This is a genomic window from Coprobacter tertius (genome assembly GCF_024330105.1).
Lineage (GTDB): Bacteria > Bacteroidota > Bacteroidia > Bacteroidales > Coprobacteraceae > Coprobacter > Coprobacter tertius.
Genome location: NZ_JANDHW010000014.1, coordinates 53,748 through 79,279, shown reverse-complemented (window position 1 = coordinate 79,279; position 25,532 = coordinate 53,748). Strand labels below are relative to the sequence as shown.

Annotated in this window: 31 protein-coding genes; 27 read left to right on the top strand and 4 right to left on the bottom strand. The window is 36.5% G+C overall.

What is annotated here, in order from left to right; all coding sequences use genetic code 11:
* The 22 genes from NMU02_RS12100 to NMU02_RS11995 form a co-directional block, all read left to right on the top strand.
* A partial coding sequence (locus NMU02_RS12100; protein ID WP_290427145.1) for a nucleotide sugar dehydrogenase occupies window positions 1–572 on the top strand: 572 nt, incomplete at its 5' end.
* A 36-nt stretch (window positions 573–608) separates the two neighbouring features.
* Window positions 609–1,895: an oligosaccharide flippase family protein gene (locus NMU02_RS12095; protein ID WP_255028189.1), complete on the top strand. Its 1,287-nt coding sequence runs from the start codon at window positions 609–611 to the stop codon at window positions 1,893–1,895.
* A gap of 4 nt (window positions 1,896–1,899) precedes the next feature.
* On the top strand, window positions 1,900–2,802 hold the full coding sequence (locus NMU02_RS12090) for a hypothetical protein (protein WP_255028188.1): 903 nt from the start codon (window positions 1,900–1,902) through the stop codon (window positions 2,800–2,802).
* Window positions 2,802–3,971: a glycosyltransferase family 4 protein gene (locus NMU02_RS12085; protein WP_255028187.1), complete on the top strand. Its 1,170-nt coding sequence runs from the start codon at window positions 2,802–2,804 to the stop codon at window positions 3,969–3,971. The genes NMU02_RS12090 and NMU02_RS12085 overlap by 1 nt, the downstream gene beginning before the upstream one ends.
* Window positions 3,964–5,175, top strand: coding sequence for an O-antigen ligase family protein (locus NMU02_RS12080; protein WP_255028186.1), 1,212 nt, complete (start codon window positions 3,964–3,966; stop codon window positions 5,173–5,175). The genes NMU02_RS12085 and NMU02_RS12080 overlap by 8 nt, the downstream gene beginning before the upstream one ends.
* A gap of 1 nt (window position 5,176) precedes the next feature.
* Complete coding sequence (locus NMU02_RS12075; RefSeq protein WP_255028185.1) at window positions 5,177–6,352, top strand: glycosyltransferase; 1,176 nt, start codon at window positions 5,177–5,179, stop codon at window positions 6,350–6,352.
* Window positions 6,349–7,473 carry a glycosyltransferase gene (locus NMU02_RS12070; RefSeq protein WP_255028184.1) on the top strand — a complete coding sequence of 375 codons (1,125 nt, stop codon included), beginning with the start codon at window positions 6,349–6,351 and terminating at the stop codon, window positions 7,471–7,473. The genes NMU02_RS12075 and NMU02_RS12070 overlap by 4 nt, the downstream gene beginning before the upstream one ends.
* Entirely contained in the window at window positions 7,474–8,082 is a 609-nt protein-coding gene (locus tag NMU02_RS12065) for a sugar transferase (protein ID WP_255028183.1), read from the top strand.
* Between the two features lie 17 nt (window positions 8,083–8,099).
* Entirely contained in the window at window positions 8,100–9,629 is a 1,530-nt protein-coding gene (locus NMU02_RS12060) for an AMP-binding protein (RefSeq protein ID WP_255028182.1), read from the top strand.
* Complete coding sequence (locus NMU02_RS12055; protein WP_255028181.1) at window positions 9,626–10,495, top strand: methionyl-tRNA formyltransferase; 870 nt, start codon at window positions 9,626–9,628, stop codon at window positions 10,493–10,495. Before NMU02_RS12060 ends, NMU02_RS12055 begins: the two co-directional genes overlap by 4 nt.
* A complete protein-coding gene (locus NMU02_RS12050; protein WP_255028180.1) occupies window positions 10,492–10,722 on the top strand; it encodes a phosphopantetheine-binding protein in 231 nt (76 codons plus the stop codon). The genes NMU02_RS12055 and NMU02_RS12050 overlap by 4 nt, the downstream gene beginning before the upstream one ends.
* Window positions 10,723–10,725: 3 nt before the next feature.
* Window positions 10,726–11,790 (top strand): 3-oxoacyl-ACP synthase III family protein, encoded by a 1,065-nt coding sequence (locus NMU02_RS12045; RefSeq protein ID WP_255028178.1) that lies wholly within the window; start codon window positions 10,726–10,728, stop codon window positions 11,788–11,790.
* A gap of 3 nt (window positions 11,791–11,793) precedes the next feature.
* Window positions 11,794–12,015 (top strand): acyl carrier protein, encoded by a 222-nt coding sequence (locus NMU02_RS12040; protein ID WP_255028177.1) that lies wholly within the window; start codon window positions 11,794–11,796, stop codon window positions 12,013–12,015.
* 3 nt (window positions 12,016–12,018) lie between these two features.
* Complete coding sequence (locus NMU02_RS12035) at window positions 12,019–12,780, top strand: SDR family NAD(P)-dependent oxidoreductase (protein ID WP_255028176.1); 762 nt, start codon at window positions 12,019–12,021, stop codon at window positions 12,778–12,780.
* An 8-nt stretch (window positions 12,781–12,788) separates the two neighbouring features.
* On the top strand, window positions 12,789–13,538 hold the full coding sequence (locus NMU02_RS12030) for an SDR family NAD(P)-dependent oxidoreductase (RefSeq protein WP_255028174.1): 750 nt from the start codon (window positions 12,789–12,791) through the stop codon (window positions 13,536–13,538).
* Between the two features lie 3 nt (window positions 13,539–13,541).
* Window positions 13,542–14,174 carry an MBL fold metallo-hydrolase gene (locus NMU02_RS12025; protein WP_255028173.1) on the top strand — a complete coding sequence of 211 codons (633 nt, stop codon included), beginning with the start codon at window positions 13,542–13,544 and terminating at the stop codon, window positions 14,172–14,174.
* The gene (locus NMU02_RS12020) at window positions 14,171–14,836 is read left to right on the top strand and encodes an acetyltransferase (protein WP_255028172.1); all 666 of its coding nucleotides are present in this window, start codon (window positions 14,171–14,173) and stop codon (window positions 14,834–14,836) included. The genes NMU02_RS12025 and NMU02_RS12020 overlap by 4 nt, the downstream gene beginning before the upstream one ends.
* A gap of 18 nt (window positions 14,837–14,854) precedes the next feature.
* Window positions 14,855–15,991, top strand: coding sequence for a DegT/DnrJ/EryC1/StrS family aminotransferase (locus NMU02_RS12015; RefSeq protein WP_255028171.1), 1,137 nt, complete (start codon window positions 14,855–14,857; stop codon window positions 15,989–15,991).
* 137 nt (window positions 15,992–16,128) lie between these two features.
* Window positions 16,129–16,425: a nitrous oxide-stimulated promoter family protein gene (locus NMU02_RS12010; RefSeq protein ID WP_255028169.1), complete on the top strand. Its 297-nt coding sequence runs from the start codon at window positions 16,129–16,131 to the stop codon at window positions 16,423–16,425.
* A gap of 3 nt (window positions 16,426–16,428) precedes the next feature.
* On the top strand, window positions 16,429–17,157 hold the full coding sequence (locus NMU02_RS12005; protein WP_255028167.1) for an SDR family NAD(P)-dependent oxidoreductase: 729 nt from the start codon (window positions 16,429–16,431) through the stop codon (window positions 17,155–17,157).
* Window positions 17,158–17,208: 51 nt separating this feature from the next.
* Window positions 17,209–18,042, top strand: coding sequence for an endonuclease VIII (locus NMU02_RS12000; RefSeq protein WP_255028166.1), 834 nt, complete (start codon window positions 17,209–17,211; stop codon window positions 18,040–18,042).
* A complete protein-coding gene (locus NMU02_RS11995) occupies window positions 18,042–18,356 on the top strand; it encodes an MGMT family protein (RefSeq protein WP_255028194.1) in 315 nt (104 codons plus the stop codon). The genes NMU02_RS12000 and NMU02_RS11995 overlap by 1 nt, the downstream gene beginning before the upstream one ends.
* An 8-nt stretch (window positions 18,357–18,364) precedes the next feature.
* Here NMU02_RS11995 and NMU02_RS11990 read toward each other — a convergent pair whose 3' ends face one another.
* Window positions 18,365–18,637 (bottom strand): zinc ribbon domain-containing protein, encoded by a 273-nt coding sequence (locus NMU02_RS11990; protein ID WP_255028165.1) that lies wholly within the window; start codon window positions 18,635–18,637, stop codon window positions 18,365–18,367.
* Window positions 18,638–18,726: 89 nt separating this feature from the next.
* Here NMU02_RS11990 and NMU02_RS11985 point away from each other — a divergent pair, with 89 nt between their 5' ends.
* Complete coding sequence (locus NMU02_RS11985; protein ID WP_255028164.1) at window positions 18,727–19,281, top strand: sugar O-acetyltransferase; 555 nt, start codon at window positions 18,727–18,729, stop codon at window positions 19,279–19,281.
* A gap of 2 nt (window positions 19,282–19,283) precedes the next feature.
* On the opposite strand, the gene NMU02_RS11980 is transcribed toward NMU02_RS11985, so the two are convergent.
* Together NMU02_RS11980 and NMU02_RS11975 are read right to left on the bottom strand one after the other, a co-directional pair.
* Window positions 19,284–20,141: a TIGR01777 family oxidoreductase gene (locus NMU02_RS11980; protein WP_255028163.1), complete on the bottom strand. Its 858-nt coding sequence runs from the start codon at window positions 20,139–20,141 to the stop codon at window positions 19,284–19,286.
* Window positions 20,142–20,146: 5 nt separating this feature from the next.
* Entirely contained in the window at window positions 20,147–20,413 is a 267-nt protein-coding gene (locus NMU02_RS11975) for a GNAT family N-acetyltransferase (RefSeq protein WP_255028162.1), read from the bottom strand.
* A gap of 254 nt (window positions 20,414–20,667) precedes the next feature.
* Between NMU02_RS11975 and NMU02_RS11970 the strand changes: the two genes are divergently transcribed.
* The 4 genes from NMU02_RS11970 (at window position 20,668) to NMU02_RS11955 (ending at window position 23,629) form a co-directional block, all read left to right on the top strand.
* Window positions 20,668–21,546: an aldo/keto reductase gene (locus NMU02_RS11970; protein ID WP_255028161.1), complete on the top strand. Its 879-nt coding sequence runs from the start codon at window positions 20,668–20,670 to the stop codon at window positions 21,544–21,546.
* Window positions 21,547–21,979: 433 nt separating this feature from the next.
* Window positions 21,980–22,135, top strand: a complete 156-nt coding sequence (locus NMU02_RS13790; RefSeq protein WP_435522042.1) for a hypothetical protein — start codon at window positions 21,980–21,982, stop codon at window positions 22,133–22,135.
* A 16-nt stretch (window positions 22,136–22,151) separates the two neighbouring features.
* The gene (locus tag NMU02_RS13785) at window positions 22,152–22,286 is read left to right on the top strand and encodes a plasmid recombination protein (protein WP_435522041.1); all 135 of its coding nucleotides are present in this window, start codon (window positions 22,152–22,154) and stop codon (window positions 22,284–22,286) included.
* Between the two features lie 659 nt (window positions 22,287–22,945).
* Complete coding sequence (locus NMU02_RS11955) at window positions 22,946–23,629, top strand: hypothetical protein (protein WP_255028159.1); 684 nt, start codon at window positions 22,946–22,948, stop codon at window positions 23,627–23,629.
* A gap of 1,194 nt (window positions 23,630–24,823) precedes the next feature.
* On the opposite strand, the gene NMU02_RS11950 is transcribed toward NMU02_RS11955, so the two are convergent.
* Window positions 24,824–24,985 carry a hypothetical protein gene (locus NMU02_RS11950; RefSeq protein WP_255028158.1) on the bottom strand — a complete coding sequence of 54 codons (162 nt, stop codon included), beginning with the start codon at window positions 24,983–24,985 and terminating at the stop codon, window positions 24,824–24,826.
* Window positions 24,986–25,532 lie beyond the last annotated feature (547 nt).

Sequence of the window (25,532 nt, the reverse complement as noted above, 5' to 3'; positions counted from 1 at the left end):
GAATAGACACACAAGAGGTATTGTCGGCCGCGTCGACGAAATGGAATTTTCTCCCATTTAAACCGGGTTTGGTGGGAGGCCATTGCATCGGCGTAGATCCTTATTATCTGGCGCAGTGCGCACAACGCTACGGTTATAATCCGGAGCTCATTCTGTCTGGACGTCGGATGAATGACGGCATGGGCGAGTACGTTGCGAACCAGGTCATCAAACTAATGCTGAAAAAGGGGATACAAGTATTGCATTCCTCGATATTGGTATTGGGCTTTACGTTTAAAGAAAACTGTCCGGATGTACGGAATACGAAGGTAGTGGATATCGTACGTTCGTTAGAGGAATATCATCTTGATATTACGATTTACGATCCGTGGGCCAATGGAGAAATATCCTTAAAGGAGTATGGTCTTGAGTTGACGAATGAATTGCCAGAAGAAAAATACGATGCGGCGATACTGGCCGTGGCCCATAATGAATTTATGGGATTGGATCTGAACGGCCTTTTAAAATCGAAACATGTGATATACGATGTAAAAGGTATTTTAGATAAACAGTTAGTAGACGGAAGGTTGTAATGATCTATTGGTGCAACAGATAACTATTTATTATTAATGAATTTTTATAAAGCGAGTTTATTTAATTTATTGGCATCAGGATTTTTGAGCCTTATTAATATGATTATTGGAATTATTGAAGCTCGTATTTTGGGGCCTGAAGAATTAGGACGATTCCAGCTTTTCATCTCTACCCAAACGATCGTCGTTACAATATTTTCATTCGGGATAGGGCAAGCTAGCATATATTTTATAAATAAGTTAAAAATGCCGATAGAAGAATTATTGACGACTTCGATTAAATGTATAATTCCATTGGCTATTTTATCATCTTCTGCATTATTTGTTTTAATGCATTATTGGACAGAGTATTGGGGAGAAATTTATACTCCATTATTGTTATTATTTACGTTAGGAACCTTTTCTACATTATTTGTATTGGCGATGCGGCCGATTTTACTGGCAAAGTTACAAATTAAAAAAAATCAGTTTATACAATATATATCAAGTTTTTTTTTACTAATCGCAATAAGCCTTGTTTTTTATAACTATAAAAGCATATCAGTTGATATACTTTTAGCTTTAATAGGCGTGGCTAATTTTGTTGCTGCATGTATATTATTTTATTTTTTTAGAAAGATATTTAATATTAATAAAAAAATAAATTTCGTATTATTTAAACGTCTTGTTGTATTAGGAATTAAATTATCCGGCAATAATATTGCTATGATATTATTGACCAGTACACCTTTGTATTTTATTTCATGGATGATTAATAAAGAGAGTGTCGGGTATTTTTCACGAGCGACTTCGATTTTGGTTATGGCAACTTTTATCTGTACATCGATAGGTCCTCTTTTATATGCGAAATGGACAATGGTTTCCGAATTTGAAATGAGAATTCTTGTAAAAAAAGCAGCGGGTGTATTCATGCTCATTAATTTGGGAGTAGGGGCGATTATTTTCTTTTTTGCCCCCTCTATAGTCAATTTATTGTATGGTGAAGCTTATACAGAAACAATTCCTCTCGTCCGTATATTGTCGTTATCTTTAGTTTTTATCGGGGTAAAAGAAATAAATTACAATATTCTGGTTTCCTTAGGAAAGGCACATTTGATTTTTAAAAATTTAATGATATCATTTGTATTATTGATAATATTATTGTTTTTGTTTATCCCATTTGGACTCAAAGGCTCTGTTTGGTCGGTAGTAATAAGTACGATAATTACGACTTTCATGTTGAGCTTGGATTCAAAGAAAGTCTCCATAATTAAAATAAAAGATTTTTTTTATCTCATGAATTATTCTGAAATGATGATGATGCTAAATAAAATAATTAAATAAGTATATGAAGAATTTTTATTTGAAAATAAGAAAATCAATATCAAATCTATATCATTCTGAGGAAATAATAAGTCGAAATATTATTATTCAGAAATTAAAATATTTGGCTATTTCATCACAATCATCGGGTATTAGTAGTAATATTTATGCAGATAAGCCGTTGATTATTTCTTTAACGAGTTATGGTAAAAAGATATATGATGTTTATTTGACTATTGAGTCGTTATTAAATCAGACTGTAAAACCCAATAAAATTATATTATGGTTATCACGAGATGAATTTTCTTCTCAGAATTTACCGGTATCATTAAAAATGCAAGAAAAAAGGGGATTGGAAATCAAACTTTGGGATGATTTACGTTCTTATAAAAAAATAATTCCTACGTTATTTCAATATCCTGATTATTTGATTATAACAGTTGATGATGACATTATTTATCCCTTTGATTTGGTTGAAAGTTTTTTAAATTCTTATCGGCATAATCCTAATAAAATATATTGTTTTAAAGCTCATCCTATTTTATATGGAAGTAACAATACTGTTCTTCCCTATACTGAATGGGTGAAAATTGAAAGTAAGAATAGTTCCTTATATAATCTACCTATTGGAGTTTTTGGCGTTTTATATCCTGCAAATTGTTTTCATGAAGATGTTACAAAATGTAATATTTTTTTAGATTTGGCTCCTTATGCAGATGATATATGGCTTAAAACGATGTCTCTTTTAAAGGGAATAGAATGTGAAGTAATTAGCAATTATTCGCAAATAGGCAATCCATTTATCTCGATTGATAATAGGATGGAAAAAAGTTTAGCTCGTATAAATGTTGATGCCGGCTATAATGATATTCAAATTAAGAAAATATTTGAGAAGTATCATATAGATGATATATTAAAAAATAAGTGATGAAAAATGTCTGTAAAGTAATAACAGGAAATGAACATGGCGGAGCTGCAATGTCCTCAGAACTTTTAATCGATAGTTTATATCAGAGCCAAGATGTTTTATTAATGATAATATGTTTGTGTAATGGTGAATTTGCAAAAAAGTTAAAAAAGAAATACGATAATTCCGTAATTATTCTTCAAGATAAAGAACCTCCCATAATAGGAAATAAGAATTTAATTATTCGCAGTTATAACTATTCTCGATTGATTTTATGGTATATAAAAGTATGTATTTTATTTGAAAAAGTATATTTGAAAAAGGCCTTTAAGAATATACATACCACTAATAATTATGCTTTATTAGTGTGTTGTGTATGTGGTTTTTTTAATTCTTATAATTTGATTACACATTGGAGATGTGTCGGAGGATTTAGCCCTATTATAGATTTATTAATTAAAAGAGTAAATGTATTTATTTGTATAAGTAATGCGGTCAAATTTTCATTTCCTTCTAATTTGCAGGGAAAATGTAAAGTAATTTATGATGGACTTGAAATTAATAAATTAGAAAGAGAGGGGGATTTATCAAAGGGAAAGTTAAGAAGTTATTTGAAAATATGTGATAAAAAAAGTATATTCGGCACTATTGGAACTTTTTCTGATATTAAATGTCATAATCTTTTGATCGAAACTTGTCGATTACTAAATGAACATGGATATAGAGGTTTATATCATTGTGTATTAATAGGATCTACCCCTAATGAATATTGTAAACAATATTTACAGTATTTAAAAAATAAAGTGTATGAATATAATCTTAAAGAAAATATTTCATTTGTTTTCGATTACGAAATAGATAAACCATCGTACATCATTTCAGATTTTGATTTTTTTGTAGGATCTACTTGGTTTGGAGGTAGAGGTGAAGGATTTGGGCTAGTATATGTCGAAGCTATGGCACAAGCTTTACCCTTAATTGCTATTGCGGTAGGTGCTGCTAAAGAGCTTATAACATCTGAAATTGGAATACTTACAAAAACAAATTCCCCTGAAGAATTAGAAAAAGTGATTATTAAATTTTTTAAAAACCCTGATCTGTTGAATAAAATGAGCATACAGTCACGAAAAAAAGCATCGTTATTTGATATTAAAAATACTATAAATAGTTGCATAAATATATATGTATAGGTTAATTTTTTACGCTACAATACCTGTTATATTTTTATATCCTCATGCTCTATTCTATCAAGGATATTGGAATTACATATATATATTATTTTGTTTTTTCTTTTTTTTGCTAACACGAGTAAATGGGAAAATATCATTTAATTATACTGCTGTAAAATTCTTTGGTGGAATATTTTTTGTAAATCTATTAGCAAATATAATTTCATTATCATTAGGATATATTGATGTGGAAATTTTCGCACAAGGAAATATTGTTCAATTATGTAATTTATTATTAAGTATTGTAATTTGTAATACTAAAAAATATATTAATAGTTGGTTTAAGGTTTTTTATTGGACAATAATTGTTGTCGTTTTTCTGATTTTTATCGACGGTCTGTTTTCACCCGTTTGGCTGGATAAAATATATCATGCTAAAAGCAATTTAGAATATGCCAATACACAGTATTATAGAGCTACCGGATCTTTATTAAGTCCTAATATGGCGGGTTTCTTTTCAGCCATGTTAGTATTTTATTTTTTTGTAAAAATTAAATACAAGAGTATTCATAAGTATGAATATATTTTTTTATTAATTTCTGTTTTTGCGCTGATTATGACGGCCAGTAGGACAGCGATGCTTGGCCTATTTATTGTATATATTTTTTACAGTATTAAAGAAGGAATAAATCTGAAGTGGATAGCCGTCGCTTTTATGTTATTTGGAATTATTATTTATTGGGGTGGAGATTTATTGGGAAATTATTTTGAGAATTTATCTTATCGAAATGAACAATTTGAAAAGGGTTATTTTGCCGGTACAGGAAGGTTGGTAACAATACTATCTGCTTTAAAATATAAATTCGATTTTAGATGTCTTTTTTTTGGAATTGGTTCAGGTGAATATTCTGTTGTAGAAAGTACATCTTTTTCATTAGCTCATAATGGTTTTCTTTCGATATTTTTACCTTTTGGCATTCTGGGATTAATGCTTTATTATTATGTCTTTTATAAAGAAATTAAATTTTATTATCAAAAAAAAAATAATAGTAGATATTTTATACAAGAGTATAGTTTTTTCGTATATCTATTTATTGTATTTACATTGGGGACATTCATTACCGCGGATACATCAGTTAATTTTTATTGGTTATTTTTATTTGTGTGCATATCGTCATTTGTAGATTGTTACAAGTCAGAAATAAGTGTAAAAGCAAAAATTTAAAATGAATCTTTATTTTGCCACCGAGGCTCGTTTTATAAAGCGAAGTAACGGAAATATATATAGCCAAAGTGAAAGTTTTTCCGATTCGTTATGGGTACGTTATCTTTCGGTTTACGATCAGATATATGTAATAGCCAGAGTATCGGTCGATGATAAAATAGGAGTGAATGAAAAGTTTCGGATTTCAGATGAGAGAGTCCATTTTATTGAAATACCTTATTATGTTGGGCCTGTACAATATCTAAAAGTTGCATATAAAATACGAAAGGTGTTAGATAAATGTTGCTTGCCGGGGTCGGCTTATATATGTAGGGTTCCTGGTCAGATCGGTAGTTTGGTTTCTTCTTGTCTGAAAAGAAAAAATATTTCATATGGTGCAGAGGTCGTAGGTGATCCTTGGGATGTTTTTGCACCCGGTGCATTTAACCATCCTATGAGATGTGTACTTAGATATATCGGACGGAGGCAGTTGAAACGTGTTGTGAGAAATGCTTCGGCGGTTTTATATGTAACAAAAAACAGTTTACAAAAACGTTACCGGGCAAATCGGAATTCTTTTACCGTTGTAGCTTCAAACGTCCGTATAGAGAATGACTCTATTGCTTTGCAAACGAAGAAGATAGATGCCGGGAAATGTTGCGAGTTGATTTCGGTAGGGTCGTTAGAGCAAATGTATAAATCTCCCGACATTGTTTTAAAAGCAGTTTCCATTTTAAGAGAAAAAAATATAAACTGTCGTCTTACCTGGTTGGGTGGAGGACGGTATCAACCTTCTATGGAAGAGCTGGCTAAAGATATGAAAATTTCAGAATACGTAGATTTCAGAGGGGACGTATCTTCGGCTGAAGTACGAGATACTTTACATCGGTCGGATATATTTATTTTGGCTTCGAAGACTGAGGGCTTGCCCCGGGCGGTAATTGAAGCGATGGCTTGCGGATTACCATGTATAGGAACTAAAGTAGGAGGTATCCCCGAGTTATTAGACAAAGACGTTTTAGTTGAAGTTAATGATGCCGAGGGTTTAGCAGATAAAGTTATTCAAATGTTACAAGATGCCTCTTTTGCTAATGAACAGGCGAATCGGAATCTCGAAGAAGCCCGGAAATATAAAGATTCGGTATTGTCAAAACGCAGAGAAGCGTTTTATAAAGAACTTATTCGTATATCGGAATGAAAGTTTTACATCTTGTGAAAACTTCCGACGGTGCCGGTTGGGCACTCCGTCAGATGAAAGAACTGGTAAAATCCGGTGTAGAGGTACATGTAGCGATGCCGGGAAACGGTTTCTGGATGCCTGAATACATATCGGCCGGTATTACAGTTCATGAAATGAATTTCAGTCTTAAGCACATATATACGTCATGTAAGCAGTTAAGAAAGATCGTGAAAGAAGTTTCGCCCGATATTATACACAGCCACTTTGTTCTGACAACACTCATTATGCGTTTGGCATTGCGAAACGATTCGAGACCGAGAATATTTCAGGTTCCGGGACCCCTACATCTCGAAAATTGGTTTTTTAGAAATCTGGACATATATATTGCCCGTAAAAATGATTTTTGGGTAGGTAGTTGTAAATGGACGAATAAACGGTATGCAGCGAGCGGAGTTTCGGGGGATAGAATCTTTTTATCTTATTATGGTGGAGAACTTAAAAAGATGGCGAGTCGAAAGCCTGAAATTCCCCATAAAATCAGAACGGAATTGAATTTAGGGAAAGACGCGATAATTATCGGTATGGTTGCCTATATGTATGCCCCTAAAAGATATTTGGGCCAAACCCGGGGATTGAAAGGTCATGAAGATTTTATAGATGCTATTGCGATTGTTTCCGCTAAATATCCTCAGGTATATGGAGTCTGTATAGGAGGGGCATGGGGAAATGCCCGAAAATATGAACGACAAGTAATAGATTACGCTCGTAAAAAGACCGATCAAGTCTATTTCATGGGAACAAGGACCGATGTTCCCGACCTGTATTCCGATATGTTCTGTGTGGTACATCCTTCGTTAAGTGAAAATTTAGGGGGAGCAGGCGAGTCTTTGACTTTAGGTGTTCCCACGATTGCGACGGATACCGGAGGATTCCCGGATATCGTTATCGATGGAGAAACAGGCATATTGGTTCCTGCTCATTCACCTAAGGCTATTGCCGGCGCTATAATCGATTTTATCGAAGGGAAATATGATCTTAAAAAAATGTCTCAGCAAGGCATTCGATTAATGACCGAAACATTTGATTTGCAGCATACAACTTCTTCATTGATAAAAATTTATAACCAGTTGATACGTTAAATGTATTGCCGATTTTTAAAACGTTTATTTGATTTTTTTATTTCTTTTCTCGTTCTTATTTTAATATCTCCTTTGCTGTTGATCGTAACGGTGGCATTGTATTTTATAAATAAAGGGGCAGGAGTTTTTTTCTGTCAGGAAAGGCCCGGGAAAAACGGAAAAATATTTAAAGTGATAAAATTTAAAACAATGACCGATGAGCGGGATCCGGATGGGAATTTATTACCGGACGAAAAACGGTTGACAAAAGTCGGTCGGTTTGTACGTTCTACCTCGATAGACGAATTACCGCAATTGATTAATGTACTGAAAGGAGATATGTCTTTGATTGGTCCACGTCCTCTTTTGGTACAATATTTACCTTTATACAATAGCGAACAGGCCCGTCGTCATGAAGTAAGGCCCGGTATTACGGGGTGGGCCCAGGTGAACGGGCGCAACGCAATTTCTTGGTCGAAGAAATTCGAACTCGACGTTTGGTATGTAGACCATTGTTCCTTTTTTATAGATTTAAAGGTTGTTTTTCTGACTATAAAAAAAGTTTTTCTTCGGGAAGGAATTTCATCAGAGACGTCGGCAACAATGGAAGGTTTTACTGGAAATAATTGAATGTAATATAAATTGATATGAAAATAAATCTCATAGAATATTTTGAAAGAACAGTGGTTTCTAATCCAGGAAAGATCGCTGTGAAAGAGAAAGAAAAAGAAATATCGTTTGGAAATTTACAGTTTGACGCTAAATTTTTAGCCAAAGAAATCATAACTAAAGGCAACTGTATAAAGAAACCTGTTGCCGTATATCTTAATAAAAGTATCGAAAGTGTCTGTGCCGATCTGGCAATTATTTATTCGGGCAATTTTTATATGAATCTCGATATAAAGACACCGACAGAACGAATAAAGAACATTCTGGATCTGATACAACCGGCTGTATTGATAACGAATAATCAGTATTTTAAAAACATCATGTCGGTAATTCCTGATACCGTTACCGTAATTAATTTAGACGAGACCGAATTTGGTATTTTAGAAGATGATCATCTCATTTGGCAGCGTTTGGCTACACTTATCGATACCGATCCGTTGTGTATTATCAACACTTCCGGTTCTACCGGTACGCCTAAAGGCGTAGTGTTGAATCACCGGAGTTTTTTCGATTTTACCGAGTGGGCACTCGATGTATTTAAGTTTTCTGATAATGAAATAATCGGATCTTTGTCTCCTTTGGTATTTGATATATACAGTTTCGAGTTATGTATGATGATGGCGAAAGGCAGTACGATTGTCGTTATACCTGAACATCTTTCGGCTTTTCCGGCATCGATATTGAAAATATTGGAACAGGAAAAAGTAACTTTCCTGTTTTGGGTTCCCACCATTATGGTGAATATAGCTAATATGGATCTGTTATCTCAAATAAAACTGCCTCACCTAAAGATTGTATGGTTTGCCGGAGAAGTGTTTCCTACCAAACAATTCAATTATTGGCGCAAACAATTATCTCATACTTTATTTGCAAATCTTTACGGCCCGATAGAAATAACTTTAGATTGTACGTATTTCATTGTAGATCGTGAAATTAAAGATGAAGAGCCTATTCCCATCGGTTATCCGTGCCGTAATACCGATATTATTATACTCGATGAAAATGATAAGAAAATTGTAAAAGCGAACGAAGAAGGAGAATTGTGTGTAAGGGGCTCTTCTTTAGCCATGGGATATTATAATAATGCGGAAAAAACGGCCGCGGCTTTTGTTCAAAACCCTTTAAATAAATCTTATCCCGAAATTATTTACCGAACGGGAGATATCGTATATGTAAATGAACGGGGAGAAATCGTATTCAAAGGCAGAAAAGATAGTCTGGTAAAACATATGGGATACCGAACCGAATTGGGTGAGATCGAGCATATAATAATCAATAAGCTCAAACTCGTAAAAAACGGATGTGTCGTTTATAATTTCGGGAAAAAGGAAATTACGCTTTTTTATGAATCTGAAACCGAAATTTCTCCTGCAGAATTCAGAGTAAAAGTAGCGAAGGAATTACCCAAATATATGTTGCCGACCGTGTATCATCGGCTCGATGAGTTACAACGCAATACAAATGGTAAAATAGATCGATTATATTATAATAAACTGGTAAATGAATGATGATAAAGAATCGGATTCTTAAAATTGTTTTTTGGGGAGAAGATGCTTTTAGTAATGTTGTTTTAAATTCTCTCGTTCAAGCAGGTCATGATGTTAAAATGGTCGTGTCTCCATTGTATAATAATTTAGTATATAAAAAGCTGGAATATACATGCCATAAAAATCGAATACCTTATTACCGTTTTAAGGATATAAATTCGAAGGAAGTTGTTGATTTATTGAAATCTTTCGAACCGGATATTTGCGTAATCGCTCATTTTCAGCGATTGATTAAAGGAGAGTTATTAAATATTCCGAAAAAGGGGTTTATTAATCTTCATCCTTCGTTGTTGCCTGATTATCGTGGAATGTCTCCGCAACATTGGCCTATTATCAACGGAGAAAAGGAATCTGGAGTTACAGTTCATTACGTAGATTCGGGTGTGGATACCGGGGATATTATCATTCAGGAAAAATTTTCATTAAATGAAAACGATTATGTATCTGATTTACAAAATAAGTGGATAAAGATATATGATCATATTATGATAGATGCCATTAATCGGATTATGGATAATTCCCCTGTAATTGTTCAACGACATTTGGCGGGACGTTATTACGGGAAATTACGTAGTGAAGAGTGTATTATTAAAAAAGATATTACAATACGAGAAGCATATAATCTGATAAGAGGGGTTTCAATGCCATATCAAGGAGCGCAAATGGATAATGTAATAATCTGGAAAGCGCATCCTGTTGACAAGGAATATAATGATATTATCCATAATTCAGAATATCCAGTAGGAGTATATATAAATTCGGAAAAAGGAAATTTTTTACGATTAAAAGATGGTGTATTAATAATTGACAAGTATAAAATATTATGAAAGAAGAAATCATTGCTATACTCAACGAACTCCGTCCGGAATTTGATTTTAGCGAAACGGTGGATTTTATAGAATCGGGAATGCTCGATTCTTTTGATGTAATAAATCTGGTAAACGAATTGGATAATCGTTTTGGTATATCTATAGATGGTATCGACGTATTACCTGAAAATTTTTCATCGGTAGAAAGTATTATGGGTTTGTTGCGTAAAAACGGGGTTGAATAAATTATGGATTTGCTTTTTAAAAATAAACAGATCACGGGCATACTTACTGTGTTACCTGAAAAAGAAGTGTTATTCGAGGATGAAATGGATAATTATAATTTCTCCCGGATAAAATCTTTGAAACTGAAAATGACGATGGGATATAATAAACACCGTGTCGTGGAAGAGGGTGTTTGTGTATCTGATTTATGCTGCCATGGCCTGAATTATCTATTCGAAAAAGGGAAATTACAAAAAGACGAGATCGATGCTTTGTTGCTGGTAACACAATCACCGGATCATTTTATGCCGCCTACCAGTAATATTATACAGGGTAAACTGGGGCTGAAAACCGATATGATTTGTATGGACATCAATCAGGGATGTGCCGGTTTTATCATCGGCCTGATAGAGGCATTCTTATTATTGGAACAGGCGTCGATAAAGAAAGTCGTTTTATTGAATGCCGATGTAATCAGTCGAAAAGTCTCGAAACGGGATCGAAACAGCAATCCACTGATCGGAGACGGAGCATCGGTTACAATAGTAGAGAAAAGTAATAACGATAATATTATTTACGGGAATATACAAATGGACGGAACTCATGCAGATGCCTTGCTTATTCCGGCTGGAGGTTTCCGAGAACCGTCTACAGAGAGAACGGCCATGATGGAAGAGGATGCGAACGGAAATTTTCGTTCGAAAGATAATCTGATCATGAAGGGAGACGAGGTATTTAATTTCGTTCAGACTGAAGTACCTCCTATGATCGAGTCGTTATTAAAAAATGCTTCTGTAACTAAAGAAGATGTAGATTATTATATGTTTCATCAACCTAATCGTTTTATGTTACAGAAATTAGCGGATAAAATAGGAGTTCCCAGAGAAAAGATGCCTAATAATATTGTTGAGAATTTCGGAAATGCCAGTGGAGTTTCCATACCTACAAATATTACTTATAATTTGGGTGAACGATTGGAAAAAGAAAAAATGAAACTTTGTGTTTCCGGTTTTGGGGTAGGCCTCACATGGGGTAGTTTATTGATGGATGTTGGAAATTTAAATTTTTGTGAACAAATAAATTATTGAATTATGGAAAATTATCTCGAACAAATAGCAGAACTATTGGAAGAAGAAAAAGTAACAATGGAAGATGAATTGAAATCGTTTGATGCATGGGATTCTCTGACGATTTTATCGATTATTGCCTTTGCCGATGAAAATTATAAAGTAACGCTGAATGCAAAGGAAATAAATAATGCCCAAACGGTGGGGGGATTAAAAGAATTAATCGATTCAAAACGCGAAGCTTAAGTTATGGAATCGGATTTACTAGATCTGACGAGCCGTTCGTATTTGATCACAGGGGCAGCTTCGGGAATGGGACGAGCGGCAAGCATTCTTCTGTCTAAAAAAGGAGCACGTCTAATTCTGGTAGATATCAATAGTGACGGACTGGCGGTTACTCGTGAAAGATGTGCCGGAGATACGATAGTGTTGAATCTCGATTTATCGGTTCCCGAATTATTTAAAGAAAAAATAGGAAAGATAATAGAATCTTTCGGAAAGATAAACGGTATTGTGCATTGTGCCGGTTTGCCTTATATATCACCATTAAAGACCGTTAATTCAGACACATGTGATAAAATTTATAAAATAAATACATATGCCGCAGTAGAATTGGCCAAGATATTTATTAGTAAAAAAGTATATGCCGGTGAATACGGTTCGATTGTATTTATATCGTCGGTATATGGATTGGTCGGCTCTGCGGCAAATGTTGGCTATGCTTTGTCGAAAGGTGGAATACAAGCAGTCACAAAAGCCTTAGCAATAGAATTGGCTCCTAAAAGGATACGTGTAAATTGTATCGCTCCGGGATTTATTAAAACCAACATGATGGAGAACATCACCTCTTCTTTTACGGAGGATTATACCGAACGTCTCGAATCTTTGCACCCTCTCGGGTTAGGAGAAGCAGATGATGTAGCAAATGCGATTCTTTATTTGTTATCGGATATGTCTAAATGGGTAACCGGTTCGATTTTAAGTGTAGATGGCGGTTTTACCGCTCAATAATATAAAATATGAATAATAAACCATACGTATTAGTAACCGGATCTTCATCGGGCATCGGGAAATCGATCGCTATCCAATTATCTAACGAATATAATGTCGTTTTACATGGAAGAAACCGAGAAAGACTGGTCGATGTAAGAGAAGAGTGTAATAAAAATAACCGGCATTTTATTTGGGAGTGTGATTTGAATGAAATTCATTCGGTAGAGGAAAACCTGAAAAATTTTCTAGCTTCGAATGGCATTGAAATTTCATTTTATGTGCATTCTGCCGGATTTATGAAAATGTTGCCCCTGAAAATGCAAAGTGTAGATAATTTGCAGATGACTTTTACTACCAACGTATTTTCGGCATCTTTAATAACCAAGTGTCTTATATCGAAGAAGATAAATAAAAATTCGTTGAAAAGCGTAGTTTTTATTTCGAGTAATATCAGTAATCGGGGAGCAAAAGCTTTTAGCAGCTATGCAGCTTCTAAAGGGGCCTTAGATTCGTTGATGCGTTGTCTGGCCGTAGAATTAGCACCACAGGTAAGACTTAACTCCGTCTTACCCGGTGCGGTGCAAACCGAAATGACAAAAGATATTTTCAACGATAAAGAAGTAGCGGAACGTATGTCTGCGACCTATCCGCTAGGCATCGGTTATGCAACCGATATCGCCGATGTCGTTGCTTTTCTTTTATCTGATAATGCCCGTTGGATTACCGGACAGCAATTAACGGTAGACGGGGGACGTACAATAGATATTACCGGATAACTGATGCTATTATCTATTTTTAAAATAGAGAATGTTCCTATCGACTCTAATTGTTATGTCTTGTATGATAAAAGAGACATCGACAAATGTATTGTGGTTGATCCTGGAAGTGAAAATTGTCGTGAATTGGAACTGTATCTGAATAAATTGTCTCTTACCCCGGAATATATTATTTTGACTCATGAGCATTTCGATCATATTTGGGGTTGCAATTATTTGATAAAAAAATATAAAAGTAAGATTATTACCTCTCAAAAATGTTCTTTGGCAATACATGACGCCAAACGTAATCTCTCGTTATTTTATGATCAGAAAGGATTTGAGGTTTCTTTGGCCGATATTGTATTAGAGGGGATAGAATATAATTTTATATGGAGAGGATATAAGTTGCAATTTTTTCCGGCCCAGGGGCATACAGCCGCCGGAATCTGTTTTTCGGTAGGTAAATATTTATTTACGGGAGATTCACTCATAAAAGATACTCGAACGGTAACAAAATTGTATTCCGGTTCTAAGCAAGAACTTATAAGTACAATAAATAGGATTAAAATGATGAAGGGAGAGGGGATAGTCATCTGTCCCGGACATGGGGATATGTTCGATCTCGATACATATAATTTAGAAAAAGCATTATGAAAACTAAAATAGTGATTTTCGGTACGGGTGCTGTTGCAGCAGAATTAACATCTTATCTCGAAGATAGTACTTGGGGAGAAATGGCCGGAATAGAGATAAAAGGATATGTAGCATCGGATGATGCCGGACCGGTTAACTGGAAAAATTATCGGCTTAACAAACCTTATTTAGGGTTATTAGATGATTATAAAATCGAGGAAGAAGATTATTTCGTACTGGCTTTGGGAAATAGTGCGGTTAAACGCAGACTGGTAAAAAACATTAAAGAAAGAGGCGGTAAATTTATAACGTTAGTACACCCGACTGCAGTGATAGCCCGAACAGCATCGATCGGAGAGGGGAATATCATTTCACCATTTGTCATGATCGGGCCGAATGTAAAACTGGGTAACTATAACCTGATCACCTCTCAAAGTGCTATAAGCCATGATTCGCGAATCGGGGATTATAATTTTTTTGCTACTTCACTGTTATGCGGATATACGCAAGTAGGAGACGATAATTATATCGGAATAAAAGCGACCTTAATTCCCGATATAGTGATCGGAAGCCGAAATAAAATACAGGCAGGAATGATTGTAGATAAAAATATCGGCGATGATTCTACTCTTTTCTATCGATATAAAGAAAAAATACTGGCAATTCCGAAAACGGAATTATAATGTTAATTCGAATTATTTATGAAACAGCGTATTTATCTATCTCTTGCACACATGGGCGGACGAGAGCAAGACTTTATACAAGAGGCTTTCGATACGAATTGGGTCGTACCGTTGGGTCCGAATGTAGATGGTTTTGAAAAAGACCTGTCGACCTATTTGGGGGAAGACCGGCATGTGGTAGCGTTGAGCGCGGGAACCGCCGCGATTCACTTGGGTTTGGTAGCGTTGGGGGTACAGTCGGGCGACGAGGTAATATGCCAGTCGTTTACGTTTGCCGCCACAGCCAATCCGATCGTTTATCAGGGAGCCGTCCCGGTTTTTGTAGACAGTGAGCCAGAGACATGGAATATGTCACCGGGTTTACTGGAAGAAGCGATAAAAGACCGTATTGCCCGAACGGGAAAGAAACCTAAAGCGATTATACCGGTTCATTTGTACGGTATGCCGGCACGGATGGATGAAATAGGATCGATCGCCGCGACATACGGGATTCCGGTATTGGAAGACGCAGCCGAGGCTTTGGGTTCGGAATACCGAGGGCGTAAGTGTGGCACCTTCGGAGAATACGGAGCGTTGTCGTTTAACGGGAATAAAATGATAACGACCTCGGGCGGGGGAGCTTTGGTTTGCCGTACCGAAGAGGAGGCCGGTGCGATAAAATACTATGCGACGCAGGCACGGGAACCGGCGCCGCATTATCAGCATACCCGTATCGGTTATAATTACCGGATGAGCAATATCTGTGCGGGCATCGGTCGGGGCCAGATGCAGGTATTGGAAGAACATATTCACCGTCGTCGCTCGATTCACGGTTTATATACCCGTTTGTTTGAGGATCAGGCTGGCATTAGGGTAATGGATAATTACTCAGGGGATTACGATTCGAATTTCTGGTTGAGTTGTATTCTTATCGATGAGTTACAGGCGGGAATCAGCCGGGAAACCGTTCGTCGGAAATTGGAGGCAGAAAATATAGAGACACGTCCCTTATGGAAACCGATGCATTTACAGCCGGTATTTAAAGAATGTCCGAGATATATAGACGGTACCAGCGAGGGATTGTTCGATATCGGTTTATGTCTTCCCTCGGGATCGTCGTTGGGTGATGATGATATTATCCGGGTTGCGGAACTTATAAAATCGATGTGTCGGTAAAAAGACCAGAATAGTAGAAATAAAAATCGGAATCATTATCTAAATTAATGATTCCGATTTTTTATTATGATTAGAACAATCCGGTCTATATTCTTTGTTTAAATAATGTATATTTGCATTAAACACTGAAGATCGGCATGAAAGAAAATCGTATTGAACGAGAAAAGAGAATTATAAGCAAAATGATTACCCTTTTTTGTTTAAAAAAAGAAGGGAATTCGGTTATGTGTTCTATGTGTCTCGAACTGCAACGATATGCTCATGATCGTTTGTCTCATTGTCCGTTAGGAGATCGAAAAAGCTCCTGCAAAAATTGTAAAATACATTGTTATAATCCGGTAATGAGAGAAAAAATGAAAGAGGTAATGCGCTTTTCGGGACCCAGAATGATATTTTATGCACCGCTGGATACGATTTGGCATTTAATACATTAAAAAATGAAACGGATAGTAATAATCGGGGCAACTTCAGGCATTGGTAGAGAAGTCGCAAAATTATACATACAAAAGGGTTACAGAGTCGGAATAGCGGGGAGACGCTTGCCTCTGTTGGAGGATTTGCAGTCTCTGAATCCCGCTAATATCGTAATCGAGGCAATGGATATAACATTGAATGACGCGACGAATAAATTAACGGCTTTGATAGATAAATTAGGGGGGATGGATTTATTTTTGCTGAGTTCAGGAATCGGATTTCAAAATTACGATCTGCATTTAGAGATCGAATTGAATACTGCTTGTACCAATGTAGATGGATTTATGCGTATGGTCATATCTGCTTATCATTATTTTTGTAAACAAGGATATGGTCATCTGGCGGTTATTAGTTCTATTGCCGGAACAAAAGGTCTTGGAATTGCACCGGCATATTCTGCGACAAAACGATTTCAGAATATTTATCTTCAAGCTCTTTCTCAATTAGCTCATATGCAACACAAAAATGTGTATTTTACTGATATACGACCCGGTTTTGTGTCTACAGACTTGTTAAAAGACGGTAACTATCCTTTTTTAATGAGTCCATCAAAAGTGGCTCGGCAAATAGAAAAGGCGATAAAGCAGAAAAAGCGGGTCGTTGTTATCGATTGGCGCTATAAGATTCTTGTTTTTTTCTGGCGTTTGATTCCTTCTTGTTTGTGGAGGATTCTTCCAATAAAAACAAAATAAAATCTTTGATTCTGCGAATAAATTATATAGTTGAACATAAAATTGGTAATTATGATAGAAGCTCCTGAAGCCTTGGTTTTGGCCCGTCAAATGAATAAAGTATTAATGGGAAAAAAGATCACCGATGTAATCGGAGGAAATAGCCCACATAAGTTTGCATGGTATAACGGTCGCCCTGAAGATTATGTGGGAAGGTTATTGGGGAAAACAGTCGATCGGGTTTGTGCGAAAGGAGGAATGGTTGAAATTAGTGTTGCTGATGCCATTTTACTTTTTACCGATGGAGTGAATTTCCGTTATTTGTTACCGGGCGAAAAATTACCGGAGAAATACCAGTTGCTCATCGGATTCGATGATTTTAGTTGTTTAACGGCCTCTGTACGTATGTATGGCGGACTAATTTGTTTTATAAAGGGCGAGAAAGATATCCCTTTCGCAGAGTATTATCGGTGCGCTTCGGAGAAGCCGCAAGTGTTATCGGATAATTTCGATGAAAATTACTTTCGACGACTGATAACCGATGAAAATGTTCAGGATAAAAGTGTAAAAGCTTTTTTGGCAACCAATCAGACGATTCCTGGATTAGGTAACGGTGTATTGCAGGATATTCTTTATAATGCCGGTATTCATCCAAAATCGAAATTACGTGATATTTCTGAGCCGAGGAGAGATTTGTTATACAAATCGGTAAAAACGACATTAACTGAAATGTTTCTTTCGGGAGGCCGTAATACTGAAACAGATATATTGGGAAAAAGAGGAAAATATATTTCTTATTTATCAAAAGATACAGTGGGTAAGGAATGTCCCCGATGTGGTGAAATCATTCGTAAAGAATCTTATATGGGAGGAAGTATATATTATTGTTCTGGTTGTCAACAATGATGAATATTACCGATTTTGATAAAGAAGTATATCAAGTAGTTCGTGAAATACCGAAAGGTTATGTGACTACCTATGGAGAAATTGCTCGTTTAATTGGATATCCGCAGTTGTCAAGAAGGGTAGGGCAAGCTTTATCTCATGCACCTTCTTCCCTTAATTTACCTTGTCATCGAGTAGTAAATTGTCAGGGGCGTTTGGTTCCCGGTTGGGAACAACAGAAAATCCTTCTCGAACAAGAAGGGGTAGTGTTTAAACGGAACGGGTGTGTAAATATGAAAAATTCTTCTTGGAATTTATCTATTGTAGAAATTTGACAGGATAATTATTTTTTCCATCGTTTTAACATCGGGAAGTATTGTTTCATTTGTTCAATAGCCTGTTCTCGGGTAAATTTTACATCAGAGTCTTTATTGAATTCTTCAACAAAGCCGGCACAATGCATAATCATTTCTTCCATGGTAAAATTTTCGGTAAATTTTCCGTCGGTATAACAATATTTGCAATAATCAATATTCTTTTTACCATCTACTTCGGTACCCAAATCAGCATTACTTTTTAAAGGCATACCGCAACTTTGACAAAATCTATCTTCCATTTTATGTGTTTTATTATTTATCAATAGGAGATTACAAATATATCGAATGTTTCCAAATATCCTTATATTTGTTTTAAAATATCAGTAATATGACTGAAAAAGAAAAGATGCTGGCCGGAAAAGATTATTTCCCTTCCGATAGCGAATTGATGGAATTGCATAAATCGGTCTTGAGACTAATAGAAGAATACAATCGTAATTTTTTTAGTTCCTGTTTCGATGGAGGGGAATTATTACAGCGTATATTGCCTAATGCGTCTGATACTTTAGTTATTCAGCCCCCCTTTTTGTGTGATTTTGGGATCAATATCTATGGAGGAAAAAACGGTTTTATAAATTATAATTGTACGATTCTCGATACAGCTCGTATAACATTGGGCAAGAATATTCTTATCGGACCGAATGTACAAATATATGCTCCTATGCATCCTATCGATTACCGGTTACGGGCAACCGGAGTCGAGCATGGAGAGCCGATATCGATCGGAGATGACTGTTGGATCGGAGGGGGAGCTGTTATATGTCCGGGAGTAACTATTGGAAATAGATGTATCATCGGAGCCGGGTCGGTCGTGAGCAAAGACATTCCCGACGATAGTATGGCTGTAGGGATACCTGCACGAGTTATCAAGAAACTGATTTGATCTTATAATCTGAGTTTTTTGATAAAATCTCCGATCTTTTCTGTCTCGAATAGAAATCCTGATTCTAATAATCGGGTAGGGGTAACGCATTGTCCTGTCGTAAGGAATTTAGAACCTTCGCCATAAATAATTTTAAAAACGAATGTCGGGACAGTCATTTTTATAAATGTATGGTAATGTTTACCGAGTTCATTTGCAAATTGTGAATTATTTATTTTTTGTGGTGCAACAAAATTAAAAATTCCATGCAGGTTTTTATTATTTATAATGAAATCCATTGCCCTAACCAGATCGTCAAGATCGATCCAGCAGAACGGTTGATTGCCGGGCCCGATCGTTGTTGCTATCTTCATTTTGAAGGGTGGCAACATTTGTTTCAAAGCTCCACCTTCAGGAGACAATACAATGCCGAAACGAGTGATAACGCATCTCACCGGATCTGGAACTTTTTGAGCTTCCTTTTCCCATTCGTCACATAATTGAGAGAGAAATCCATCTCCTTTTTCATTTGAATATTCGTCATAACAACCATCATTCGGATAATAGCCTACTGCAGATGCGGAAATTAATAGACGGGTTACGCAATCGAGTTGCTTTATCGCTTCTACAATCGATCTGGTTGTATGTATACGACTTTCGTATAATATTTTTTTATAGGAAGAATCCCATTTCCGGTTTATGGGAGCTCCGGCAAGATTGATTACGATGTCGCATTTTGAAATAACATCTTGTAATTGTTGTTTCATGCTATCGGTAAACATTTCCCGATTGAGATGAACGATACGATGCCCTTTATTATGAAGATATGTCGATAAATGAGAACCGATGAATCCCGTAACGCCACTGATTGCTATATTCATGACTGTTATGATTTATAGTCCTTATGTTTTTCGAGCCATGCGACTGCATAAGAACAGGTTGCGACAGGTTTTAAACTGTGTTTACGGGCATATTCATATGTTTCTTTTACAAGCCGGCTTGCAATACCTTGTCCCGAAATTTCATCTGGAACGATCGTATGTAAAATATTAAGTTCGTTATCGGAGATATTATATTCTACGTATGCCGTATATCCGTCTTTAACTGTTTCAAATCGATTACGTTCGGGACGGTGAATAATTTTTGTTTCCATATAATATGTATTTATATATTTATTAAAACACCTTTATGGGTAAAAGGTTGAATAAAGAAAATCCTATTTATAAAGATAGACAGTTTCATATTTCGGTTTTAGGCAAAAATATCATATTTCTGTAAATATAATTTCCTTAAACTGTAAAATAGGTATAAGAATCGGTAATATATATACAATTAAAAAAAATCGGACATGTAATTTTGTTATTATTAAAAGAGAGATTATCTAATTAGTATTTTTAATTGTTGAATATGGAAAAAGTAGAATTGAACAATGGCGTTAAAATGCCGATAATAGGGTTTGGGGTATATCAGGTTCCCGATGCAGAAGAATGTGAACGTAGCGTTTATGAAGCTATACAAACCGGATACCGCTTAATTGATACTGCGGCTGTTTATGAAAATGAAGAAGCCGTTGGACGAGCAATAAAACGCAGTGGGGTTCCGAGGGAAGAATTGTTTATTACGACTAAACTCTGGATACAAGATGCTGGCTATGAAAACGCCCAAAAAGCGTTTCAAGCTTCGCTTTCCCGTTTACAACTCGATTATCTCGATTTGTATCTTATACATCAGCCTTACGGTGATATTTACGGTTCTTGGAGAGCCATGGAAAAGCTATATCAGGATGGCTTAATAAAAGCGATCGGAGTAAGTAATTTCGATGATGACCGGATAATGGACTTGATAATACACAATAAAGTAAAGCCGGCCGTAAATCAGGTCGAGACTCATCCTTTCTTTCAGCAAACCGAGACTGAAAAATTTTTAAAGGATAATGATGTTCAAATGGAGTCTTGGGGACCGTTTGCCGAAGGACGCAATCATTTATTCAGTAATGAAACATTAAAAACAATTGCATCCAAATATGGCAAATCGATTGCTCAGGTCGTTTTGCGGTGGCTGGTGCAGCGTAATATAGTTGTTATTCCTAAATCGGTGCATAAGGAGCGCATTGTTGAAAATTTCGATATTTTCGATTTTAAACTCGATAATGAGGATATGAAGAATATCGAAAAACTCGATATGGGTAAAAGTGCGTTTTTAGATCATCGCGATCCCGAAACGGTAAAAAGGCTCAGTAACATGAAGTATAAAATAAATACTTCAATAAAAAGCGGAACTATGTAAAACGTAGTAATTATTTGTGAATAAGTTAATTATGTGTATTTATTCTTATGCTCAGGAGACATCGGAAGGCAAAAGAAAGCAGTATTAGGAAAGAGATCAGTTACTATCCCGTTACTTTGTCCGGAATGCCCACTGCTTTGCAATTGATTCTTTTGTAGTGTTTTGGTCATATAGCTCAATGATAAGTAATTTTGTAACCGGAAAAATCATTGAGTTATGAGGGCAATATTCAAAGTATTATTTTAACGTAAAAGAAAGGCTGCGAGAAACCCAACGGGAACCTTCCTTTGATGTTTCGTCTGACGGTGGACGCCGAAGTTAAACAGTTCGGTTTCCAGATGGACGTTTTGATCCGCCTCTGTGATGTAAAAAACGAGTATAGGGAAAGAGTGCCCAAACGCAAAAAATCAATCTCGCCATCGACAGCATTCGTATGGATGTAAACTGCCATTATCAGGAACTGATACAGACGGAGGGATATGTTCTCGCCGAAAAAGTGAAAAACGCCTATCTCGGCATTGGGGTAAAGCAAGAGATGCTGCTATATGTTGCGGATACAGACAGCAGTGAAGTTGGGCGAGTAGTATGATGATAACATCAAATGGTTGCAGAATACGTTCGGAAAGGAGAACGTTGTATCAACCGTTTTGCATTTAGATGAGAAAACATCCCATATCCACGAAACGGTAGTTCCGATAGTTTCAGGTGAAGGAAGAAAAGCTGTAAAAGAAAAACGATAGCAAGAAGTCGGAACAGGTGAATAAAACAGGAACAGGGCAAGGCCGCCCAAAAGCAATATCGCAAGCAACCCGCTGATGCTGTCCGTCTATGCTCGGACGATATTATGACCCGCGAAAATCTGGAATACTTTCAGGACAGCTATGGGGAAGCGATGAACAAATACGGCTTACAGCGGTGCGCCAGAGACTCGGATGTCTGTCATATCTCCACCCCGCAACACCCGAAATCGGCAGAAGCAAAGGTTTTAAGATGTAATTCTGGCTGTTTCTCAAAGATTTAGTATCTTTGCGCAGTAATAAAACAGGATGATTAAAAGTAAAATAAAATATTGGTATATTTCTATTGCGTGTTTCTGGCGGGCGGTTTATGCTTCGGTGGTGGGTTGTGCGTCTATGGAATTACCCGACCGCCTTTTGGTAGACTAAACGATGCACACTGCACTGAAGATAAATGTGTCGATCTATCGGAATTTCGATGAAATATTCGCAACCATAGACTTGCCTGAGATCAAAAGTTATAAGGTCAACACACTAAAATACTTGCTGTTGGTGTTTACGGGCAAGATAAAGAATGGAACCAATTTGATCAAAATGGAAAAATGAAATGAAAAAAGCACTGATAGTATTAAGTTGCCTTGTTTTGATTTTTTCTTCTTGCGATGCAAAAAAACAAGAGTTTTTCCAATGTCCTAAATGGAACTCTGTCTATTGGTCCCGATTTTAAATATTCGGTTTATTTTCATTTAAATAATAACCAGGGGAAAATAACAGGGCAGTATTGTTATGGCGATTGGCTTCACGACGGAGGATTTGATGTGAAACTGGAGGGCGAAATGAGAGGCGACAGTATATTTTTGGCGGGAGCAAATGAAAATGGAAGCGAAAAAGTATCCATTACCGGAAAAGTTTCGAATATGACAAAGTATATTAAAAAGATCGAGGGAATATGGGAAAATCTCATAACGGGAGAGGTTCTTGAACTTTATATACAAGAAACCCCGCTAGAATGTGAATATCCATTTCTTCCAACTCATCTTGAAGGCTATTACAAAAATTCCAATGATTGTAATTTTGAGTTGAACATCTACAAACAAGAAGACAAATACACGTATAAGATACAGACAGGCGGTAGAAATTTTGAAGGAGACATTTTATTTGCCAGGGAAGTAGATAGAATCAGAGGGGGAAAAGTACCTCAGGGTATTATTTTTAAGGACGTGAAGATAGATGATAAAATTTATCATAATGAATTTGCAGGTTGGATTGTAAACGACAATATTGTAATTAATGATACCCCCTTTGGTTTTACTTCCTGCAACGAGATAATTTTGAAGAAGGAATGAATAGAAAGGTAATAGATAGAAACATAATCCCGATTTTATTTTCCGCGCTACTGTTTTCCGCTGCGAATCCCTGCACGGTGCCATCTACGACTTCTATAGGACATTTATATTGTGATTAGAGTAGTAATATTTGCCCGTTATTTCAAATAGGTGCGATACCTCAGGATTGTTGAGCGGCGCAATGAACTTTACAAAATGAAAAGAGTGGTTGTGTATGCAATTTTCCTGATATTTTTCTGAGGTATGCCTATAGCTGCTTTTATTATATATCAACTATATGCTTATGGTCAGGTGAAGTGGTGGTAAATTGAAGATAGATTAGTGCTGATATTGAATGTGGTGAAAAATTTTCCGAAAGTTTAGTTTTCCGAATAGTTTTCATCGCATTCACTACAACGTTTAAGATTGCTAAAATCTTCCCTTATTTGAGTAATCTGGCTAATAAAAATATTTTTTTGTTTTGTTTTCTGCAATTTTATACAAAAATCCAATCTTTGCAATTGGATAAGAAACTTTTGCGTATATGCCTGAATGACAGCGTTGAGTAGTGAGAAAGAAAGTAGTTGGTAACGATTTAGCGACAATGTAACTGCGCTGAACTGCTGCGCTTTGCATCTCGTCAAACAACTCTATGTAAATATAAATCAAAAATCGGATATGGCAAAAGATTTCTGTATATTATAATCCGTTCTCTAGTTTTTTCTCCAGCAATGGCATAACCGTATAAAGGCTTTCCGTTTCACAAGAAACGGAGAGTTTTTCTTTTTCGGGCGGTGGCTCCGCCCCTTATATTGTGAATAGCGCAAGCACTATTTTTACCGTCTCGAATCTGCCTAACAATTCATTTACCTCCGGTTTTGCTATCTTCCCATCGTATCGTGGCGTTGTTACGTTGCAGGTGCAAAGGTGTTTACGAGGTTTTCACGCACGTACAAGGTCGCGCCTTGCGGTTTGGCGAAAAATCTTCCCAGCGCCCTGTGGTTGCGAGGTATTTTTGTCGAAACCTTGTACGTCCTAATCTCTACACCGAAAAGCCCCTGAAACGAAACGACCGAAACGACCGAAAGACGCATAAAAAAATGTCGGATAAACGAGCGGCAGATTAGGATAAGAAACTCACTCCCTCCACTCTCAAATCCGCATCAAATCAAAAAAAAAACAGCCATGAAACCGATAAAGATTTTTAAAACAGTATTACGTACCCTTGTCGCCGTTACGTGTGCCTTTCTGTTTTAGGTGGTGTATTTCACCGTCGGAATGTTTGAAGCCCTGATAATTGGTGTATTGTAAATCGTATAGGGCATCAGTGCGGACGGATATTCCGGCCAACAGCCCAACGTCGGTTGGTTGCGACATTGGGCGGTCGGTTGTATCGTTTCTGCCGGAGGTGGCAACTTGTGGCGTTTTCGGTCTCGAAAAAAGCATCTCGGAAGCCTCTACCTTGTACCCAAGCAACAGGGCGTATCGCACGGCTTCATGCTGTGGTCGAAATCAGTTCTTCCGCAATCCGTCCGAAAACGGATTTTTATGTTCGTTGAAACATGGCAAGGTGTTTTCTATGGTTACTCGATACCTTTCGGGTTATTCCCGAAAACCTTGCCCTGCGGGGCGGAATCGCTCCTCCGAAGTCGGGCGATTCAAAAGAAATGAAAAGGGTTTGATTGTAAAATCCTTTCAGAACCGGACAACTTTTCCTATCCCTTTCTTTCACTCGAGGACCTTTAGCAATGCCAGGTTGTCCTCTTCTTTTTTCACCCGCAAATAATTCCGGTAGTTTCCGAATCCGGCCATCAAGACCAGTTCCATGTTGCTTTTGGTGCTGTACCGGGGCGAAAGGCACAGCCGGACGAGTTCGTCAAGGCGGAAGCGATTTATGAGGTGGCTGAAGTTCATGCTGTATTTG

Bases quoted from the DNA above. Each gene is read 5' to 3' on its own strand.
- NMU02_RS13790 (WP_435522042.1), top strand. From the start codon at position 21,980: ATGGATGTAAACTGCCATTATCAGGAACTGATACAGACGGAGGGATAT.
- NMU02_RS11950 (WP_255028158.1), bottom strand. From the start codon at position 24,985: ATGTCGCAACCAACCGACGTTGGGCTGTTGGCCGGAATATCCGTCCGC.
- NMU02_RS12050 (WP_255028180.1), top strand. From the start codon at position 10,492: ATGAAAGAAGAAATCATTGCTATACTCAACGAACTCCGTCCGGAATTT.
- NMU02_RS12045 (WP_255028178.1), top strand. From the start codon at position 10,726: ATGGATTTGCTTTTTAAAAATAAACAGATCACGGGCATACTTACTGTG.
- NMU02_RS12005 (WP_255028167.1), top strand. From the start codon at position 16,429: ATGAAACGGATAGTAATAATCGGGGCAACTTCAGGCATTGGTAGAGAA.
- NMU02_RS11995 (WP_255028194.1), top strand. From the start codon at position 18,042: ATGAATATTACCGATTTTGATAAAGAAGTATATCAAGTAGTTCGTGAA.
- NMU02_RS12085 (WP_255028187.1), top strand. From the start codon at position 2,802: ATGAAAAATGTCTGTAAAGTAATAACAGGAAATGAACATGGCGGAGCT.
- NMU02_RS12055 (WP_255028181.1), top strand. From the start codon at position 9,626: ATGATGATAAAGAATCGGATTCTTAAAATTGTTTTTTGGGGAGAAGAT.
- NMU02_RS12080 (WP_255028186.1), top strand. From the start codon at position 3,964: ATGTATAGGTTAATTTTTTACGCTACAATACCTGTTATATTTTTATAT.
- NMU02_RS11985 (WP_255028164.1), top strand. From the start codon at position 18,727: ATGACTGAAAAAGAAAAGATGCTGGCCGGAAAAGATTATTTCCCTTCC.
- NMU02_RS12025 (WP_255028173.1), top strand. From the start codon at position 13,542: ATGCTATTATCTATTTTTAAAATAGAGAATGTTCCTATCGACTCTAAT.
- NMU02_RS12000 (WP_255028166.1), top strand. From the start codon at position 17,209: ATGATAGAAGCTCCTGAAGCCTTGGTTTTGGCCCGTCAAATGAATAAA.
- NMU02_RS12065 (WP_255028183.1), top strand. From the start codon at position 7,474: ATGTATTGCCGATTTTTAAAACGTTTATTTGATTTTTTTATTTCTTTT.
- NMU02_RS12075 (WP_255028185.1), top strand. From the start codon at position 5,177: ATGAATCTTTATTTTGCCACCGAGGCTCGTTTTATAAAGCGAAGTAAC.
- NMU02_RS11955 (WP_255028159.1), top strand. From the start codon at position 22,946: ATGCAAAAAAACAAGAGTTTTTCCAATGTCCTAAATGGAACTCTGTCT.
- NMU02_RS11975 (WP_255028162.1), bottom strand. From the start codon at position 20,413: ATGGAAACAAAAATTATTCACCGTCCCGAACGTAATCGATTTGAAACA.
- NMU02_RS12015 (WP_255028171.1), top strand. From the start codon at position 14,855: ATGAAACAGCGTATTTATCTATCTCTTGCACACATGGGCGGACGAGAG.
- NMU02_RS12060 (WP_255028182.1), top strand. From the start codon at position 8,100: ATGAAAATAAATCTCATAGAATATTTTGAAAGAACAGTGGTTTCTAAT.
- NMU02_RS11970 (WP_255028161.1), top strand. From the start codon at position 20,668: ATGGAAAAAGTAGAATTGAACAATGGCGTTAAAATGCCGATAATAGGG.
- NMU02_RS11990 (WP_255028165.1), bottom strand. From the start codon at position 18,637: ATGGAAGATAGATTTTGTCAAAGTTGCGGTATGCCTTTAAAAAGTAAT.
- NMU02_RS12020 (WP_255028172.1), top strand. From the start codon at position 14,171: ATGAAAACTAAAATAGTGATTTTCGGTACGGGTGCTGTTGCAGCAGAA.
- NMU02_RS12040 (WP_255028177.1), top strand. From the start codon at position 11,794: ATGGAAAATTATCTCGAACAAATAGCAGAACTATTGGAAGAAGAAAAA.
- NMU02_RS12030 (WP_255028174.1), top strand. From the start codon at position 12,789: ATGAATAATAAACCATACGTATTAGTAACCGGATCTTCATCGGGCATC.
- NMU02_RS12070 (WP_255028184.1), top strand. From the start codon at position 6,349: ATGAAAGTTTTACATCTTGTGAAAACTTCCGACGGTGCCGGTTGGGCA.
- NMU02_RS12090 (WP_255028188.1), top strand. From the start codon at position 1,900: ATGAAGAATTTTTATTTGAAAATAAGAAAATCAATATCAAATCTATAT.
- NMU02_RS12035 (WP_255028176.1), top strand. From the start codon at position 12,019: ATGGAATCGGATTTACTAGATCTGACGAGCCGTTCGTATTTGATCACA.
- NMU02_RS12010 (WP_255028169.1), top strand. From the start codon at position 16,129: ATGAAAGAAAATCGTATTGAACGAGAAAAGAGAATTATAAGCAAAATG.
- NMU02_RS12095 (WP_255028189.1), top strand. From the start codon at position 609: ATGAATTTTTATAAAGCGAGTTTATTTAATTTATTGGCATCAGGATTT.
- NMU02_RS11980 (WP_255028163.1), bottom strand. From the start codon at position 20,141: ATGAATATAGCAATCAGTGGCGTTACGGGATTCATCGGTTCTCATTTA.